Origin of the sequence: Dyella monticola, assembly GCF_003363155.1 — a bacterium.
GTDB classification, from domain to species: Bacteria; Pseudomonadota; Gammaproteobacteria; order Xanthomonadales; family Rhodanobacteraceae; genus Dyella_B; species Dyella_B monticola.
In genome coordinates this window covers 199,331-217,227 of sequence record NZ_QRBE01000004.1, presented here as the reverse complement: position 1 = coordinate 217,227, position 17,897 = coordinate 199,331, and the positions used below count along the sequence as shown (strand labels likewise).

Here is a 17,897-nt window from a genome sequence, read left to right as displayed (position 1 = left end):
AGCAATTCGGCGCGCATGGAGGGGTTTGGTGATCGAGATGGTCGTTTGCCCAGTTCAATCCACCTTTCATCATGATCGTAAGCTCCTTAGGAAATGCGATCTTTTAGCAACGCCAACAGGCCCGCTTCCAACACTTTGCTGGCTATGAGGTCTGGTCCCCAAAGCGTGATGTTCGGCGGGGGATCCCGGTCCACCGTGCCGGTGTGCCAAACGTAGAACATCCGCGTGTGCGCGTCGGTTCCAGCGAAGGCCTCGGCATACTCATCAAACTGCTTGCGCTTCGTCTTGGACTTCACCTGGACAAAGGCGCGCTCGTTCGTCGTCGGCAACAGCAGGTCTAAATCCATCGTCTTTTGATTGCCGCCGGTTCGCGTTTGCCGACGCCACCCACTTTGCGAAAAGATCAGCTCCACCATCAGCTCAAAGTCCTCGGGCGTGAGCAACCTCACCATTGCCAGGATTTGACCCAGCAACACCTTTTCGGTTTCTTCGGCCGCAGCAAGCTCGGGGGTTTTCTCATCGTTGATTCGTCTCAACAGATAAGCCGTTTCGCCCACCTCGCAGATGGTGCCCTGATACATCTGTGTTTTCGTCAACTTGCCCGAAAGCCGACTAACCGAAAGTGGCTCCCCTCCCAAGCTAGTCTTTTTCCAACCATCCACCGTGTTTCGCAGGCGCGCGTTGCCCTCTTCGGGAACAACCCAAGGTACGCCTGTGGGGCGGCACCACCAAAGGTAGTTTTTGGAAAAAGTGATGAAGATGCTGCTTTCGTCGGCCTCGAAAAAGGTTTGGATTTGCCGGACGTCGTTGCTGGCCGTGCCGGAATTGCCACGCTCTGCGGTCCAAAACTCATGAACCTTGTCCCATTGTCCGGTCAAACACAGCTCCTGCGGTGTGTCGTGGTAGCCGAACCGGATGGTGCCATTGGCCAGGCAAGCGTCTTCCCAGGCGCCGCCCTCACCCAACTTGATGAAGTAGGCCTTCGTCGTAGAAGGTAATTTATCCATGCATGCTTTTCCTTAGAACAATCCCAATTGATCACTTGTGAGCCTGGCAAAGTTGCGCAGCTCACCTTCCAGGTGTTCGATCGAAAGTCCAACGTTCGGATTAACATAGACAACAGTGCGTAGCGTGAGGCGTTGTAGACGTAAGAGCGTGTGGGCTCGAAGGCGAGGGTCATGGCGCTGTCTCTTGATATCAATTATTCGACGTCAAATCTCCTGCGCTCGGCTTGGGAGCCACTGGCACGGGCATGTTCAATTTCATGTAAAGGTGGTTCTGCACGAGCACGGGTATTCCCTTGCAGGCGATTTCAAGGTCAAGGCTGTTGTAGCCATCTTGAAATGTGTTCGTGAAGTGAGCCAAACCCTTATTAGTCAGCTCCAAAATCGCTACTAGCGCACGTTCGCCCCGATCCTTCGGACCCGTGTAGGCACTCAATGCGGCATCTGGCGTGACCTTCTCCAACGCGACGCCATTCGCCGTAAAGTGCTCGATAGCGATGTCGTCCACCCTCCGATTGCCGACCGTGACCAGCTTCCCCGCCCTCACGCCAAGCCCTAAGAATTCCAGGAGGCAACGCGCATGAATAAACCCTGCCTCAACCATAGGGTTGAGCACCGCGCTTGCGTTGCCTTGGAGGAGTTGTTTGCCATCGACAAACACTTGTAGTTCTCGCGGCTGCGGGAGATCTTGCAGTTGGTTGTAGGCCCACCACATCGTGCTTATCGCCTGCAGGCGATAAGGAATCCAGATGGCGATCACTTCCTGGTTATTCATCACGCTTACACCGCGTCCGACTTCGATGATTCTTTCTTTGACATGCGCTTGCGAAGTTGAATTATCAGCGATGCAGTCACCGCTTTCCCGTATTCGGTCTCAGCAAACTTCTTTTGAAGCGACTCCCGATCTTCGAGGTCAACGGTCACCGTAAAGAACGGCTCATCGGGTTTCCTACGTGGAACCGGCTGGTCGGCATAGTCCTTCAGCGTGAAGTTTTGTGCTTCTACCCCAAGATCAAATACCCAGCCTTCGACCTGCTGAATCGCAGTTTCGAGTGGCCACGCTGCCCTGTCAAAGGCCGTTTGCGCGTCGGCTGTCACTAGCTTCACATTAGCGGGAGTCGTCACACCTTGGTATCTACTATCCACGGGCAGCCAGTCCGCCAACACCTGTTCAACCGCACCGCGAAGCCGCAATAGTTCGTGCAACCCGCAGGCCAGTGCCTTCTTGAAGATGTCGAAGCCCGGCAGAATTGCTTCGTAGCGCTCGATACACAGTTTCAATTCACGCAGCGCGTTTTGGAATGCATCGAGGTTGTCGGTGAACTGCGCGGCTCGGGATCGCAAAGTGGGTTGCTTGCCGTCTCTCGTGGCAACAACCACTCGATTGAGGTCGGCGCGGATGGTCGCCAGCTTTGCGGCTGGCGATTTGATGGCCGCATATTTGGCGAGGGCGGACTGGATGTCTTTGTAAGCGTCCAGGCGAAGTTGCGCCTTGGTGTTCGCCCTTTGTTGCTCCTGGGCGTCTTTCCGTTGCCGTTCAAGCTGCAGCTTGGCGATTCGAAACCCTATATATGACGTCACCACTGCCACAAGCATCGACGCACCAATACTGATTGCGATGCCAGTGTAGTCCGTCGGCGACTTTGTGATTTCGATCGGCAGCGGCCCCTGCGACGCATGCGAGACGACGCTTGGTGTTGGTGGGGACGCGCTGGCAGGCGGGACGCTTACGGATGGTTTGACGGCAGCTTGCACAGGCGGTGCCTGCCCGGCCTGCTGTTGAGTCGCGTTCGCGATCATGGGCTCCCTGTTCCTTTAATAGGCGCTCTGCCTCACTCAGTTTCCGTAGGTGTCGTGTTGTCTCGCTGATTACCAAACCACGTTCCAGTGATACACCCGAAACCGTGCTCCCGATACACGTGAATGTAATCCACGACAGTGCTTGCTTCGTAAAACGGATGGTCGAGCTGCAACCGCGTTGCATAGCTCCGCCCCGCCACATATGACTCCAATAGTTGATCCCACCCGTTATTCACCTGCCACTGCAAGAGACCAAGCGCCTCGTGGTCATTGGTGTTGAATCGAAAAGTGTAAGGGGTGCCTGTTCGCTTGGCTTCTTTTAGATCATCCAAATTGAACAACGGGAACGGTGGTGTTTGGGTAGTCATCAGTCCTTTATTCCTATTTTTCCGCGTTGCTGCAGCCCTTGGGTAGAATCGCTTTCCGCACTAATGCGCTGCACTGACTAAATCCTGTGCCTGCTTCAACCGCTCGTCGTATTCGGAGCGGGTTTGCTGATTGATGCTGTTGAGCTGCGCCAACATCAACTCGGCGGAGCCGTGGACCGCTCGATAGCGCGACACCATGTCAGGTATTAGCGCACATGCCGGCAAGGGATTGGGCACCAGCGAACCATCGGGCGCCAGGCAGGGAGAGACGGCGATGGCATTGTCCAAGCTCGCCATCTTTTGTTGGGCAGTGCTGATCGCGCTGGTGTCGTTGTCGAGTGCCAGGCCCAACTGGATGCCGGCGGTGTTCATTTGAACGGCCAGTGTGTTGGCGCTGACATTGGCTTGGAACTGATGCAGGGCCAGCAATTGCTTGACCTTGGCTAAGCCAGCATCGCCATAACCCACCGCTTTCTTGTGCCGGGTTTCTGCCGGCGCGAGGGTCCAGGTCTCTTCCTTGTCCAGGAAGTGCTGCAACCGATCCACCAATTCGGCTGTTTCCTTATTGGCCTCTTGCGCCTTGGCCACAGCCGCATCGGTCGCCGCCAAGTTTTGCGCCGCATGCCCCAGCGTTTGCAGCATGGAGGCGTATTGCTCGTCCGACTTGCGTGCAAACTGCTCCGTGACGAGCTGGCCGTTTTGCATCCACGTCATCGTGATCGAATCGGAGACAATCGTCGCCTCGCGGTTGACATGGCCAATGACCTGGTCGAGCGCGATGGTGGCATGGGAACCATCGAAGTTGCCCGTGACACTTTGCGTGTTGTTCGTGGTCTTACCGGCCTTGTTCACCTCGGTGCTTTCCAGGGTGCCGGTGAACTGATTGGGCCCGGACTGTGTGATCCGGAGAGCTTCGATGAAGACCTGGTCAGTCGAGGTGTCGTGGCCGACGGACACATACGTCCCAGAAAGGCTGGTCGAGTCAGATGGCGGGGCCGCTGGGGTGGCGGATGGAGGAGACGAGGTCCCGCCGGCGACTTGCTGGGCTTGCTGAGAGCAGCCGGCCACGCCCGCAACCAGAATCCACATGACTGCCTTATTCATTCCCGCGTCCCTTGCCCTAGCCTGATCCCGTTGAACTATTGCGTGGAAGTCAGCTTTACGCACGCTTGTGCGGAAGCCTCATATTGCACTACCGCACTCAGAAATGCCGTTTGCGCTGGAGTGTTCTGGTTGGCAGCTTTTTGAAGCTGGCTTAAATCATTTCGTGCAATCTGCAAGCTAGAGTCCAGCAAAGCCGTTTCCTTGCCGCCTTGCTTTGCCTTATTGACTGCATCTTGGGCCGCCTGAACATTTGCTTGCGCAGTAACGATCTGCTCTTGGTATTTTTGTTCCACGGCGGCGGGCGCGCCGTTGGCAGACTTCGCCGCATCACTCACCTGCATCGCAACTGATCGGATATCGGATAGGCTCGGAGTCGAAGTCTCGATGTTGTCCAGACCATTGATAAGTTGAAAAACAATGTCTCCGACACGGTCATAAGTGATTTGCGGAATGTTGCTGTAAGCCTGGTCCGCGCTAACGGCCTTTGCACCCGTTGTCGTATCACCGACCGAGCCGAGCGGCTTTTGAAATGTGTTGTAAGTATCGGTATCGATGCCGTTGAGCGCTGATTTCAGGCAGCGCGTTTGAGCCCATGCTTGCGTGAACGCGATACGTTGGGCCTTGGGGTTGTAATGACCACTGATGGCCGCAGACAAGCCGGCAATTCCTCCCCCAATGTTTCGTGCAGCAATACTTTTCCCGGCAATACCACCCACTGCCGCCAAGGCGCCGAAAAAGCTTGCATCGTCGAACGCTAATTCCGTTTCTCGACGTGTATCGGTCTCGTGTTGCAGCTGCCGATCCAGCGCGTCAATTAGCAACTTTGCGTCATCAACGGTTTGGATGGATTTGCTCGGCGTCTGACCCACGCTTTTGGCATTAGCCACTAGCGTTGATTGATCAAGGTCAGGTGCACGAGGCCACGGCGTATTGGCGCACCCTGCGAGCACGCCTGCCAGAAGCAGAACACCCCAACGCTGACGAAAACCCAATCCCTGACCGACCTTTAAAAACCCCACCGTTGTGGCAGCGAAACGCATCACGACCATCATGGCAAGCCTCCCCCCGAGACTTATGCGCGTGCGCCAAATCTACCGGAGATTTCCTGCCTAGCCCAGCGGCCGCGGCGTGTTCGCGTGATTTGGAACGATCGAAGGATGGTTCTTCACGGATCCATCACACACCAACCACTGGTAAACGGCTACCTGCTCTTCTTTTTCCGTTTGGCCAAAACCTCTTTGATCACCTGTTTCAGCTCGTTGCTGGTTTCAACATCCTTCCAAATATCCTTGTTGTCCTTTTTTACTTTGACTCGCGCCACCCTGCCATTCATCCGCACTTGGCCTTGATGGATATACACGATGCTTCGAATACCTTTCACGGTCCAGAGCACATTGCTGGGTTTGAAGTCGGAAGGGGGATCGTCAAGGACTTGGACGTCGCCAATTCTGAGCAGGTAATCCTCGGCCTCAACGGCGTCGAACAACACAATCAACGGAAGCCGACTGCTGATGTCCAGGAAGCCCTTGAACGACGCTTCCGATGGATAGTGGGTGTGAATCACTTCGATGGCTACCCAAGGGTTTCGATCCGTTAAATTCAAAAGCGCTTGATTCGCACCAAACAGATCGTGGCGACACTTTTGTCCATCGGACAATGCACGCGTGACCTCACCGGCCCAGGTATAGCCTCGAAGTTCACCGATGGTTTGCCAATCGTGCTCAACACGCTGTGTTGCTTGCCAAACGTCTGACCTGATGACAGTGGTCCCAACCTCAACTGCCACACCTGACTTGGTGAGAGCGTCCAATTCCATCAATAGGCTCTCGATCCGTCTGTTGTGCTCCTCACTGGACTCAGGCTTTTCGGTTAGTTGACGTCCCTTGGACGTCGCATAGAAGTGGGGCGTTTTTCCACCTCGGACGAACAAGGCAAATTCGTCCCCTGAATCGACCAGGGCTTTCGTTCGAGCCAGGGCGAGCACTTCATCCTTGATGAGATCCTTTGCCAGGATCGGATGACGCACTCCATCTTCGTAATAAACCGCTTCGACATGCTTGACCATGCAACGCCTACCTAAGTGGCCTGCGAACAATCCGCCGCAAACGATGCGCTCATGGCGTCCCTGAACTGCTCCGGCGTCATTTGCGTGTAGGCCGGGTTCGTGTAGAGGTTTTGTAGCAACTTGGCCTCGACCTCGGCATACGTCTGACCCATGTTGTCGCCGAACCTCACCGCCAACCTTGCCGCCATACTCTGCACGTTCATGGCCTGCTGGTCGTAAGACTGCCCCTGCTGTTTGAACTGGGCACTGCGGTATGCACCGGTCACGATGATCTGTGCCGCCGTACATCTGGGAATTTTTGGTTGCTGTTGCGTCTGCGCATGCGCGTCAACGGCATGCGTGGCAAGTATCCATGCAAGGAGGAACCATCTTGGCCTAATCTTCAAAATAAGGCTCCTCACCATCCGGGAAGTAGAAGTCATACTTCTTACTCAACCATTTCAAAAAAGTCTCCATCGACTTGATCGCGAGCTCCAAAGCCTGGACGGTATCGCCACCGTAGATGGTCCTCGACTTTTCTGAGAGACCATCGAAGCTGACCACGCACCCCGCGGCCCCCTCCCCAAACGCGATGTCACAGTTTTCGTTGGTTAGCAGGAACGGCTCACTAATGCACACGCTAAAAGGCGTTTTTTCCGACTCGCCCTTGCGGGCATAGGTCAAATGCCGCGCGGCGATCGTGCGAGGCGTCGATGTCATGGCGTCGGCATCTTCTCAATGAGCTGCATCAAGGTTGCCCAGGGGGCGCAATGATTTGAAATTCGGCGCGTCTATTTCGCTGTCGACCGTCCGCTGTGGCATTGGTATCTATCGGATCACTGCTGCCGTGCCCCTCAGGCGCTAGTAGCCGGTCAGCAGGGAAGTCGTGCGCGAGCAACCAGGCATTGACGAGCTGCGCGCGGCGCAATGAAAGGGCCTTGCATATGTCACGCTGGCACTCCTGATTGTCGGTAAATCCCACAATCTTGACCTTTGCATTCGATTTCAGATTTAAGAAGGCTGCGGAGTCGTCTTTCAAGACGGGGACGGCATAGTCATCGAACATCACCGTTGAACCCGCCAGGTCTCCACCAACACTTGGCAGGCCTTCTTTGAAAAAGATGCCCTTAAAATCTAGATCAGTGGCGAACGCACGTTCGCCTACGAGTACGGCGAGCAAGAGAAAAACGGCGCTTCCTTTAATCTTCAACATAGGGTTTCCTGTCCATGATGAGCGCGGCATGCTCCCGTGCTCACGGCGACGCCAACAACCCAAGGTTGGGTTCACTACCGTCCAACCACTGCACCTCGCCGTTCACCACTTCGGGAAGGGTCAGCAGGTGGATGGTGATTTTCTTCAAAGCCAGGATTAGGGCCTGGTAGGCGTCCACACCCCCGGCGTAATAGACCCGGGCATCCCCCAGCCCCGTGACTTGGAACGGACGGAAGTAGTCGCCGTCCGTGAACGGCTGCGGGGCGCCGATGATGAGTTCCGCTTCTCGCCCACCCTTCACTTGAAACGTGCGCCGGGCAATGACGACGTCAATCTGGTCGGGGTTCATGGGGATCACGGACGGGGACGAGGTGACCGCCGTGGACCGAATTTTTCCGCCTCGGCCATCAATTGCTTCTTGGACACCAGTCCCTCGATCCAGAGGGAAAATTCGTCGTCTTCAATCTCAGAGAGGTCGGCCGCCGCGGCTGTGCCATCGCGGAGCCGCACGTGCGCCGCGGCGCGGAAAAAGAGAAGCGAGTCGCGGTAATAGTTGTTCTGGTGATGCGCACACTGTTCAAGCCCGCGCGTGAAATCTTCGATCGCTTCCTTCGGTCGCCCCAGTCGCAGGTGGAACCGGCCACGATTGAAGAAGAAGACCGGTTCGGTGGGTGCCAACTCGATCGCTTGCGTCATGTCGTGGATCGCGCCTTCAAAGTCATGGGATCGCGAAAGGATGTAAGAGCGCAGCGACCACACGCGGGCTTCGTCAGGGAACCGCTCAACCAGGTCGTTGGCCTCGGTCAGCGCCTGGGGATCATCCGCACGCACGCGCGTTTCAATTGAAGCAATCAGTTTTTCCAAGTTGTCCGTCATTGATCTTGTCCGTCCACGGTGACGCGGTTGCCACCGCAACGCTGGCTGACCAGGCCTTTGGCACATTGATAGAGGTTAGTGTAGCCACCCGTGATGCCACGCGGCGGGTTGGGCTGGGAGTTGTAGTTCTCACACATGCGGAAGGCGTCTTCCCACTCCTTCTCGCAGTCGTCGTTGTTCTTGTGGCACTGCCCAGCGGGGGGATGGGGTTCGTCCGCACACGAGTCGGCGGTGGAGTTCGGGTAAAGGCACCCACCGACAATGCCTGCCGCTACACACAGCTCGGGCTGCGCAGCACACAGAGCGGCGAGCCCGCGTAAGGCCGAACCCGGACTGGGAATGGACCGAGGCGGCGCCAAGGGATCCGCGGGCAACACGCCCGGTCCCGCCGGGCTGGTGGGTCCGCCGGCCGGTGCGGGCGTGCCGAAGGGGAACAGGCCCAGCGGGTCTATGTAGGCCAGAGGGTCGTTTTGGGCGTAGACATACAGCGGGAGTCCGCCGGCCTGGCCCAAGGGATCAACTTCGGTGTAGCGCCCGGTGCCGCTGTCGTAGTCGCGATTGATGTTGCTGTTTAACCCACTTTCGGCGTCGTAATACTGGCCAGGGGCGCGGAGATTATAGGTGTAGCCATTCGTGACCGGTGCGAGTTCCCCCCACGCGTTGCCTTCATACGGCCACGCCCAAAGGACATTGCCACTGCCGTCCTCCACCGCGCGCGGTGTGCCGGTCTGATCCGCGGTGACGTAGGCCACCGTCGTCGTGCCCTGCATGTCGAGGTTGGCCACGGGGATGTCGTCCATATAGACGTATTCCCGGTTCGTCGCGCCGTATTCGCCGAGCAAGTGATGGTCGAGGTCGTAGTTGTAGGTCTCCGTCGCCCCGCCTGTCGTCTTGGCGACGCGCAACCCATCGGCGTTGTAGAGGTAGGTGGCCACCGTGGATTGATTGACCTGCACCACGGACATGCGGTTGCGATCGTTGAAACCAAAGCCGTAGGTCGTGCCGGCGTTGGAAATCGCGGTGGTGTTGCCATTGGCATCCACCGTGCGCGCCGCATTGCCGGTGGCGATCAGTTGGTGGGTGCCCGTGTTGTAGGCGTAGATTCCCGTCGCAAGCCCACTGCCCGTCTTCGTCAATCGATCGCCCGCCTGGTTATACGTCGCGCTTTCGAAAATCGAGCCATTGGCTTCGGTCACGGTGTTCAAGCGATACAGCGAATCGTAGGCGTAACTTTCCGTCGCAGGATTGGCGCCGGGTGCGTTGCCGATCGCCGTGATGTTGCCCATCGCATCACGCGCCAGATGCAGCGCAAAACCCGGGCTGGTCAAATCCGTCAGTCGATAGTTGGCGTCGTAAGTGCGAGTGACGGTCTGGCCGTTGCCCAGGGTGTAGCTCGTCACCGGGCCAAAGGGCGCATACGTCACGTTGCTCACCAGCGTGGTCGTGCCACTGCCGGTTGTGACAGACACTCCGCTGATGTTGCCATTCCCATCGCGGGAGTAGTTGATCTGGTTGCCGCTGGGATGTGTGATCGCCAGCAAACGACCCGCTGCGCTACGTGTGTAGTTCGTGACTTGGGTTTGTCCGTTCAGCGCCTGCATCTTTTGGATCACAAAACCCTGTCCGTTGTAACAGAGGGTCGTGGTCACCGAATTCTCAACGACCTGTGTCAAACGGCCGATTGGATACGACACGGAACAACCGGTGACGGCGTTCGATTGATCGTAAGCGTAGGTCACGTTGAGAGTGCTGTCGGCATACGTTGCCGTGAGCCGCCGATTGTCGGCATCGTAGGTGTAGCTGACGGTGTTGCCCTTGGCATCGGTCGCCGTCAACACATTGCCGGCGGCATCGAAAGTTTGCGCTTTGGTTCCCGAGTCCGGGCTGGTGGTGCTCGTCGGATCGGAAAGGCCATCGTATTGATACGTGGTGTTGAACCCGCTCGGGTCCGTGACCTGCGTCATGCGGTTCAACGCATCGTATTGATAAGTCGTCGTCGTGTTCGCCGTTTGGGCGAAGAGCGGCGACCCGAAAACGAATGGCGCAACAACGAAAATCCCCTGCGCCCACTTCCTGACGCTCCACATCTCCATCCCCCTGTCGGCCCTGCCTGGCCGCTGTCCATGAGTGGTATTGGTCGTTCCGATATTACCGAAGCCACGTGCGATTTTGACGGTCACCCGTGCATGATTTTTCGTCGCATGCCATCTTCACATTTCCATCACGCACCCCCTGCCGTGCTGAACGTTGACATCGCACCCACCGAATGTCGGTCAAGCTGCGATGTTAGATTGCCCTTTCCACGGAACGGGCATCCACCACATAAGCAAAGGGGATTTTTCTATGAAGAGTAAGCGTGCAGTGCTCGCCATTGGTCTGGCTCTCGGTCTTTCTGGCGCTGCTTGGGCAGGCGCGCCGTCCACAGGCCTGGGGCAAGCGTGGCCCAATGCCACGGATGTCAGTTTGAGCCCGCATTACCACGTGTACGTCTTCGCAAAAGATGGCATTGAGTATGTGCAGGTCAATGACCTAAATGGCACGGTGCGCAGCGCGGTTGCCGCGGCGAATGGCACGGTGCTGGTGCTACCAATCGGGACGGATGCGGCGCACGTGAACACCACCAAGGCCAAGACGGCCACGAGTGCCAGCACAGAAACCGTGTATCAAGACCAAGCCGTGACGGTGACGACCACGCCCGCCAGCAACGGCGCGCTGAATGTCACCGCCTCACCCTTGCTGGACACCTGTTCAGATCCGGGTGAGTGCGGCGATGTGGTGAAACAGGTCCAGTGACGTCAGGCGGACATCACCACGGTGAGATGCAGACCTCGCTCACTGGCACGTTGACGCGCGGCGCCCCCAAAGGTCGCCGCGTCGTCATTGATGGCCTGGAAATTCGTGTGGCGAGATAACTGTTGCAAAGCCATCAAGCGCGATTCGGACAGCGGGAAAGGATCGTGATCTTCCGTGCCCGTCATGCGCAGAATGACCCAACGCTGATCGCGGTAATGCACGCACCGAACGTTGATCAAGACCCGGCCCACGTGATCTTGCGCGGCCAGGTGCGTGACGCCACCGCAAATCATCCGATAGATCGCCAGATGCATGGCATTCGGTAGCGCGCTCACGCCCCCGTGGAAATTCGTGCGGAACGGGACCTGGTGCTGGGACAAAACTTGCGCCAGGCTGCCCTTTTCCAGCGCCTTGGGCAGGCTTCGGCCTTGGCCTTCCAGCGGATCGCAGTATTCGATGAAGCGGTTGGCGGCATCGACCACGGGTTGCGCCCGCTGGTAGTCGCTCATCTGGGTGGGGAAGCGGAGCCAGGACGAACCGAGCGTTTGCATTTCGCGGAGCATGTAAGCAGCGCGCCGCAACTGACGTTCGCCTTCATGATAGTTCCGCTGCGCCAACGCCAACGCGTTGCGCATGTCCTGCTTTTCTTGCTGATCTTGGCGATGCCATGCCGTGATCTTCGAGCCGATGATCAGCATAGTGGAGGTCACAAAGAGCAAGAGGACCTGAGCGTGCAACGTAGCGTGATCGTATTTCGCGGGCATCAGCATCACGATGGCGATACTGGCCGCTGTACTCCCTACCGCCGCGCCTTGCCAACCGTTTTTAAGCGCCAACATCACCAGCGGCAGGAACATGGCGACCTGGGCCATGTAGCGCACGTCCGATCCCAGCTTGGCGCGTGAGCCAATCCAAAGCAGCAACCCCAAGACGGGGATAAGCACGCCGATGCTGTCCACCAGCATCCGGTTGTCACGAAGTTCCGAGGCCAGGGTTTTGAAGGTTTTGCCGCGCACGGCGACCCACACCGCTATGGCCAACGGTGCGATGGTCAGGATGCCGAGCGAATGACCGAGGACGTAGCGCAGCATCCATTGGTGCAGTGGCGGATAGCCCGGCGGGCGTGGGGCCAACCAAAGGAGCAGTATGTTGTAGGCGGCTACTGCAAGAGCGGCCGCGGCGGTGCACAGCACCAGCGCTGGCATGCTGACGCCATCACCGCGGCGCCGGATCAAGCCCAGGCGTTCACGGCACACATACACGATTGGCATGACCAGGCAGATAGACGGGACGGCCTTGAAGCTGGCCCAGGCCACGCCGAAGGAACTTACGCAGGTGATAGCCACGGTGGCAAGGGGAATGAATTCGCCGACCGCCAGCGCCGCCCAGTAACGGTAAGGGAGCAAGATGAGAGCAGCCAATTCCAAACCGGCCACCAAGTCCCAGTGGGAAAACGATACAGCCCGCAGCGCAAAGTAGACGCCTGCGAAGCCCAACATCACGACAAGCTGTCGCACTGCTTGATGCGCCCGAAGTGTGTTGCGCCCTGGTCCTTTGTCCATCCCCTCCCCCCGGTTGTTCGGCGACTGCTGACCCTCAACCTATACGTTCCCCAAAACTAGCGGATGATGGAACCATTCCGCTTGTGAAACCGGCGTGAGCCATCGGCGCGATCCATGCCAGGTGTGAGCTCCGCTGTGAACGTCGCGCATACTGGCGGTTACTGCACACCCCTCAAGTGATCTATCCCGGTCAACCGGTTTGTGAGGTACATGGTGAAGGTGCAGTGATGGCCAAGCTATGCGATAACAGAGCTGCCGGGATGTCCTTGGCGTCCGGTAGGGGCCCCTACCAGCATGGAAGCCGACGCCCGACCGGGCCGCCTTTAGGCGGCCCGTTTTCTTTTGGTGTCCGACTTGGGCAAACGCGGCCATACGTAAGCTGTTTACAGCTGACTAATGCGCTTGAGTAAGGTATGCACGCATAGGTGGAGCCACCGAGCCGACAACGTTGCCCTGGGGGTCGGTACAGATCCAATCGGGACAGTGATAACGCAGGGCATCCGCGTTGCGTACCGGGGTCATCATATCGGCGACTTGCGTAGCGTTACCAATCGGCTGACCGGTTTCACCGACACACTGGTGAGAACCGACATTGCATTCGATCAGATAGATCGGATAACCATCCTTGGATTTCATCCCGGAGCTCGTGGCAAAGGGAAAGGTGCTGCCGTCGATCGCACCACCATTGGGATCGGCCGCGCCTGCATTCTGAAGCGCCCAGAGTGCCTTGGGATCATCGGGTGGCAGCTCCGTTGACGTCGTGGCTCCCGCCGTGACCGAACCGGGTTCAGATCCACTTGCCGGCCCCACGGACAACGCGGTTGACGCGGCTTGCGTTGATGCGGAAGGGGCCGTTCCGTCTCCCAACGTCTGCATGACGGCCTTAGCCGCCGCGTCACTATCCGGGTCAGGCTTAGCCATCTCGTGGGCAACGATGTGGAAATACACGGCGAGACCGGCGCAGATGACTGAGATGCAGCCCAGCACGATCTGGCCTCGTCGAATGTTCTTGGCTCGCCGTTGGGCTTTCGCCTCGTCCTCAGCAGGCAAAGACACGCTCGCTGTTGGAAAAGAGACACTCCCTGCCGTTGCTGCGGTTCCAGCATCACTCCCGGTCAATGATGGAGAACTTGCCGTATCCGATACAGCTACCGCGTTCCACCCCATGCGAAGACCTTGCAAGAGTGCAAAGCCCATGACGATCGCTTCCACAATGAGGAAAATCGCCGCGCGAAATACTGCCAGATCTCCATCGTCACTCATGTTGGTGACAACGACGATCACGATGGCCGAGATCAGCAGGGAGATAACCACCACTCCCACGTACCATGCCATGCCGCCGCTCTTTCGCACGACAGGAACAGATGCCCCGGTAGGGTGTAGCCCGGCCCGATGAAAGCCGATGCCCCGCTTGAAGCCCAACCAGAGCATGAAGCCGCTTTCTAGGGCATAGACCAGGAGTACCGTAGCGGTATTGGCCCAATCATTGTCAAAGTAGCCGCCGGTCGCCAGGAAATAGGCGGCAATGTTGATGACCACAAAAATGCGTAGCAGTACAAATTTCTGCGCTGTTTGAAGCTTAGTAAAAACGGTAAGACCATCGCTGATGGGGTTCATGACATCCTCCTTGCAGCACTTCCAAAGTAAGGTGACAAACACTCCCATCAGGCCAGGCAGCTGCCTGGCCTGATGAAGACGTGTTATGGGGCGAAACGGAATCTAGTTCCGGACAAAATCCATCACGGATTGCGCAGAGAATTGCTGGAGATATTGAACAAACGTGGTGGCATTGTTTTTCGCAATCAGCACCAAGGCCGCCTCAGCATCACCGTAGGCCTGATCTTTCGCGGTGCCATCCTGGTGCTTCGCCTCGGTACCGGCGTAAACCAGCACGGGATCACCACTGTCCCCCACACTCCACTGGAAGACCTCGTCAACCTCGACAATGGGGTTGGGATGAGTGGATTGTTGCTTCAGCTCGTTATCGATCGAAGCGAAAAAGGCATCCTTTCCCGAGGTCATCTTGCCTAGCTTCTGCTGATAATCCGAGATTTGCTGATTCTCCGCATTCATGCTGATCTTCAGTCCCGCCTGAAGATCGGCCTGATTTCTTTGGCCTGTGGCCGTGTCGTAGTTGAGCTGCTGCTTCAAGGCACCGATGGCTCGCGGAATTTCTTGCCTCAGGACGTCCTCGCAGTGCTTCTTCACGGCGGGATTTTGCTGCGGGTCCGTATAACAGGAAGCAGCAATGCCCAGCGACGCTGACGGGTCAAGGGGGGTAGTTGCAATTTTGTCTATGTCGCCGGATTGCAAAATGGCTATTTGATCGTTCAATTTTTGAACTTCTTGATCTTGCTGATTGGACGCCCCTGTATCGGTCTGCACGAGTCGTGCCTGGTCATCAGCGAGCGTCTTCTGCCGCTGCGCAAGGTTGTCCTGCAAGGTCTTGATGTTGGCCAAGTAAGCGTTCTTCAGCACCTGCGCATTGCTGTTCATCTCCTTCAAATGGGCTTCTTCAGTGCTTTGAATGTAGTCTTTGACGCCCTTGAAGCTGCAACGGTATTCGACAATTTTGCGACCGCGGTCGTCCTTTATCGTGTCCCATGTGACGGCGTCGCAAACACTCCGGTGATCGAAGGCTTGCCCTACCGTGTAGGACGGATCGGGCTCGAATTTCATCCCTTTGACTTTCGAGATATCGCTGTCTGTGCATCCGGCGAGGTTGATCACGCATGCCACCACGAATGCTTTAGCCACCATGGCCGATGTCACACCATGCTTTCTGGTCACGTACTCCATCGATGTACCCCTGTTAGTTGGAAGGTGTCGTATGCCCTACGCGAACAAGAGCTCATGAGGGCGCCGAGGCTGACGAGGTGGGCCATCGCTTCCCCATTGCGGGAGCCGTCGATGGCGCTCAATAAATAATAGAACATCTATTAAAATGATATCGAATATCATTATAACAGCTTGTTGCATATAGCTTTATGGCCCGTCCACGATCCGCGGAGCGGGCCATGCCAGTACCCAAGAAAACGCCCAAATCAATTTACCGACCAGAAATACTGGTCGTCGTTGGCCTGCTAAGAGGCATGCGGGAGGCCACCGGCCTGAACCAGACGGCCTTTGCTACCAAATTAGGCCGGTCCCAGGCCTACGTTAGCCAGGCCGAGCGTGGCGCAGTCCGCTTGGACGCCTTGCAGCTGCGAGACTGGTGCCTTGCGTGCAAGACCGACCTCGTTACTTTTGCGCAGCAGATCGAAGATGCCCTGAGCAGCCATACCGGAAACCGTAAAAGGCGATAGATAGGGCCGTGCCGCCTTCGGGGCGGCACGGTCGGGCGTCGTCTCCTTGCTGCAGGTGGCTCCTGACGACACCAAGGACTTTCCGACATCTCAGCTATCGCGCAAGGAGATACCGGAAGACACGGGCAGAGATGGTTAGCCAACCATCTCCACGGCATGCTCCCATGCTTTTTGCTTTAGCAGCAGCCCTTGCCCAAACCACGCTGCATCGCGGCGATGATCATGGCTACGGGAACGGCGATGATGATCCACATATTCCGTGACGCTATTCAGCAGGCCCCACGCCGTCCCTTTGGCCGATGACATGCCTGCCCCTTTACCCTCGCCGGTATAAAGAGCAAGCACCTTCTGAGCCGCATGCTCATTGAATGCGGGGCCATGCCGTTCCGCCTTAGCATGGCCGTAGGCAAACACCTTGGCCAGAAAGTCCTCGACTGTCTTATCCGCAACGCGGCAGCTAGCCAGCTCCTTGATGTAATCCGAAAACGATGACCATGGGGTGATGGCAATACCCAGTTGCCGTTTGACGGCTTGAGCATCGAACGCACTACGGTGCGGAACCTTGATAGCCTCCGCACCCTCGCCCAATGCAATAGCCAGGGTGTTGTTGCAAACCACCCGAACCGACGTGAACTGGGCTGTGGTGGCTAATGTTCCATCGCACGCCGTGGCCAGCAGCAGGTAGCCTTTGACGGTGTCACGTCCTTTCAAGGTGACACTTTGACCGGTTCGGGCCAGTGCCCAAAGCTTTCGACCTTCCTTGAGGACACCCGCGGTCTCCATCTGATAGCCACCGATCTCGGTCAGGTCGCGGTAGAACTCAAGAATTTCTGCTGGCTGGACGACCTTAAAACGCTTGGACACCACGGACAGTGGCGCTTTGGTATCCGATCGATAAAGCACCTTCTGGTCCGGGTATTTCTGCAGGGAACCTGGGAAAGGGTGGCCGGCAATGTAATGGACGTCAGCGGTTTCGATTCGCCAGTTCATGCCGGCTTGCTGAGCCCAAACTTCCAGCGACTGATCAGGAACAAGCTGCGTCCCCAGACCATGCCAGGGCATTTCCCCGACGTAGGCCATCGATTGAACTAGATGCATGACAAACTCCTTAATTATATAGATGCATAAAACGCATAGAGCCCGGCGAAGCCGGGCTCTATGCGCCTGCGCGCGAGAACGAAAACGAAGGTCGTTGAAACAGCGAGGAGCTACGAAGACTTGTCGGTGAAGGCGTGACCACAGTTGCGACAGTGCTGGTTGTGCAGGATGTTCCGGTCAATGGCAGCGCCAAGCTTTGAGCCTGCCGCACAACCCGTCGCACCACCGACAATGCCGTCGATAACTACGCCGGCAACGCCACCCAGCACCACACCAACCGGACCAGCAAAAAGCCCCATCTCTGCACCGGTCAATGCCAAGGCGATGCCACTGGTGGTACCCGCGATGGCCCCGATGGCGCCGCCCAACCGCCTTGCAATATTTCGTGCCTCGATCTCTGGTGACTGGCACTTCGGACAACGTGGCGTGATATCCGCGATGTCTTCGTTCCACTCATGTTCCAGCGTAAGATCATGCATGGACAGCTTCCTCCATGCGATATTCGACATAGCACCGGATGCACGATGCCCAAAGACTTCCTGCAACGAACAGAATGGCGAATACGATCAGGCATTCGACCAGCGAGGGACAGGGATAACCGATCCACGATCTATCAAACATCACCAGCACTCCTTTGAAGAAAACTTCCGCATGATTGACATGCGGAGGAAGCAGAGAGCGCTCTGCTCAACAAGGTGATATGGATTTGAAAGCCGTTTGATTTAAAATC

21 protein-coding genes are annotated in these 17,897 nt (G+C 57.1%); 2 read left to right on the top strand and 19 right to left on the bottom strand.

Going from position 1 to position 17,897, the window contains the following annotated elements:
- Nucleotides 1-86: 86 nt before the first annotated feature.
- From DWU98_RS09375 to DWU98_RS09315, 13 genes are all read right to left on the bottom strand, one after another.
- Nucleotides 87-1,007, bottom strand: a complete 921-nt coding sequence (locus DWU98_RS09375; RefSeq protein WP_115495288.1) for a restriction endonuclease — start codon at nt 1,005-1,007, stop codon at nt 87-89.
- A gap of 190 nt (nt 1,008-1,197) precedes the next feature.
- On the bottom strand, nt 1,198-1,779 hold the full coding sequence (locus DWU98_RS09370) for a hypothetical protein (RefSeq protein WP_115495287.1): 582 nt from the start codon (nt 1,777-1,779) through the stop codon (nt 1,198-1,200).
- A 5-nt stretch (nt 1,780-1,784) separates the two neighbouring features.
- The gene (locus DWU98_RS09365; RefSeq protein ID WP_115495286.1) at nt 1,785-2,804 is read right to left on the bottom strand and encodes a hypothetical protein; all 1,020 of its coding nucleotides are present in this window, start codon (nt 2,802-2,804) and stop codon (nt 1,785-1,787) included.
- 32 nt (nt 2,805-2,836) lie between these two features.
- A complete protein-coding gene (locus DWU98_RS09360) occupies nt 2,837-3,172 on the bottom strand; it encodes a hypothetical protein (RefSeq protein WP_147293266.1) in 336 nt (111 codons plus the stop codon).
- Nucleotides 3,173-3,232: 60 nt separating this feature from the next.
- Complete coding sequence (locus DWU98_RS09355) at nt 3,233-4,276, bottom strand: hypothetical protein (protein WP_147293265.1); 1,044 nt, start codon at nt 4,274-4,276, stop codon at nt 3,233-3,235.
- A gap of 35 nt (nt 4,277-4,311) precedes the next feature.
- On the bottom strand, nt 4,312-5,328 hold the full coding sequence (locus DWU98_RS09350) for a hypothetical protein (RefSeq protein ID WP_115495283.1): 1,017 nt from the start codon (nt 5,326-5,328) through the stop codon (nt 4,312-4,314).
- A 149-nt stretch (nt 5,329-5,477) separates the two neighbouring features.
- On the bottom strand, nt 5,478-6,341 hold the full coding sequence (locus DWU98_RS09345) for a hypothetical protein (RefSeq protein ID WP_115495282.1): 864 nt from the start codon (nt 6,339-6,341) through the stop codon (nt 5,478-5,480).
- Between the two features lie 11 nt (nt 6,342-6,352).
- On the bottom strand, nt 6,353-6,727 hold the full coding sequence (locus DWU98_RS09340) for a hypothetical protein (protein WP_115495281.1): 375 nt from the start codon (nt 6,725-6,727) through the stop codon (nt 6,353-6,355).
- Nucleotides 6,717-7,040, bottom strand: coding sequence for a hypothetical protein (locus DWU98_RS09335; protein WP_115495280.1), 324 nt, complete (start codon nt 7,038-7,040; stop codon nt 6,717-6,719). The genes DWU98_RS09340 and DWU98_RS09335 overlap by 11 nt, the downstream gene beginning before the upstream one ends.
- Before the next feature lie 28 nt (nt 7,041-7,068).
- Entirely contained in the window at nt 7,069-7,533 is a 465-nt protein-coding gene (locus DWU98_RS09330; protein WP_158545013.1) for an OmpA family protein, read from the bottom strand.
- 40 nt (nt 7,534-7,573) lie between these two features.
- A complete protein-coding gene (locus DWU98_RS09325) occupies nt 7,574-7,882 on the bottom strand; it encodes a DUF6968 family protein (protein WP_115495278.1) in 309 nt (102 codons plus the stop codon).
- A gap of 5 nt (nt 7,883-7,887) precedes the next feature.
- Nucleotides 7,888-8,409 carry a tetratricopeptide repeat protein gene (locus DWU98_RS09320; RefSeq protein WP_158545012.1) on the bottom strand — a complete coding sequence of 174 codons (522 nt, stop codon included), beginning with the start codon at nt 8,407-8,409 and terminating at the stop codon, nt 7,888-7,890.
- Nucleotides 8,406-10,496, bottom strand: coding sequence for an RHS repeat-associated core domain-containing protein (locus tag DWU98_RS09315; RefSeq protein WP_158545011.1), 2,091 nt, complete (start codon nt 10,494-10,496; stop codon nt 8,406-8,408). Before DWU98_RS09315 ends, DWU98_RS09320 begins: the two co-directional genes overlap by 4 nt.
- Nucleotides 10,497-10,752: 256 nt before the next feature.
- Between DWU98_RS09315 and DWU98_RS09310 the strand changes: the two genes are divergently transcribed.
- Nucleotides 10,753-11,202, top strand: a complete 450-nt coding sequence (locus tag DWU98_RS09310) for a hypothetical protein (RefSeq protein ID WP_196239490.1) — start codon at nt 10,753-10,755, stop codon at nt 11,200-11,202.
- Between the two features lie 2 nt (nt 11,203-11,204).
- Here the strand turns inward: DWU98_RS09310 and DWU98_RS09305 are convergent, their stop codons facing one another.
- The 3 genes from DWU98_RS09305 to DWU98_RS09295 form a co-directional block, all read right to left on the bottom strand.
- Entirely contained in the window at nt 11,205-12,719 is a 1,515-nt protein-coding gene (locus tag DWU98_RS09305) for an MASE1 domain-containing protein (protein WP_158545010.1), read from the bottom strand.
- A gap of 438 nt (nt 12,720-13,157) precedes the next feature.
- Nucleotides 13,158-14,381, bottom strand: coding sequence for a hypothetical protein (locus DWU98_RS09300; RefSeq protein ID WP_147293264.1), 1,224 nt, complete (start codon nt 14,379-14,381; stop codon nt 13,158-13,160).
- A gap of 102 nt (nt 14,382-14,483) precedes the next feature.
- Nucleotides 14,484-15,563: a hypothetical protein gene (locus DWU98_RS09295; RefSeq protein ID WP_115495273.1), complete on the bottom strand. Its 1,080-nt coding sequence runs from the start codon at nt 15,561-15,563 to the stop codon at nt 14,484-14,486.
- 218 nt (nt 15,564-15,781) lie between these two features.
- On the opposite strand from DWU98_RS09295, the gene DWU98_RS09290 reads away from it, so the two are divergent.
- Nucleotides 15,782-16,069, top strand: coding sequence for a helix-turn-helix domain-containing protein (locus DWU98_RS09290; protein ID WP_115495272.1), 288 nt, complete (start codon nt 15,782-15,784; stop codon nt 16,067-16,069).
- Between the two features lie 135 nt (nt 16,070-16,204).
- Here DWU98_RS09290 and DWU98_RS09285 read toward each other — a convergent pair whose 3' ends face one another.
- The 3 genes from DWU98_RS09285 to DWU98_RS21935 all read right to left on the bottom strand — a co-directional run bounded on the left by DWU98_RS09285 (nt 16,205) and on the right by DWU98_RS21935 (nt 17,788).
- Nucleotides 16,205-17,167 (bottom strand): DUF932 domain-containing protein, encoded by a 963-nt coding sequence (locus DWU98_RS09285; RefSeq protein WP_115495271.1) that lies wholly within the window; start codon nt 17,165-17,167, stop codon nt 16,205-16,207.
- Between the two features lie 110 nt (nt 17,168-17,277).
- Nucleotides 17,278-17,646 carry a hypothetical protein gene (locus DWU98_RS09280; RefSeq protein ID WP_115495403.1) on the bottom strand — a complete coding sequence of 123 codons (369 nt, stop codon included), beginning with the start codon at nt 17,644-17,646 and terminating at the stop codon, nt 17,278-17,280.
- Nucleotides 17,639-17,788 (bottom strand): hypothetical protein, encoded by a 150-nt coding sequence (locus DWU98_RS21935; RefSeq protein ID WP_158545009.1) that lies wholly within the window; start codon nt 17,786-17,788, stop codon nt 17,639-17,641. Before DWU98_RS21935 ends, DWU98_RS09280 begins: the two co-directional genes overlap by 8 nt.
- Between the last annotated feature and the right edge of the window lie 109 nt (nt 17,789-17,897).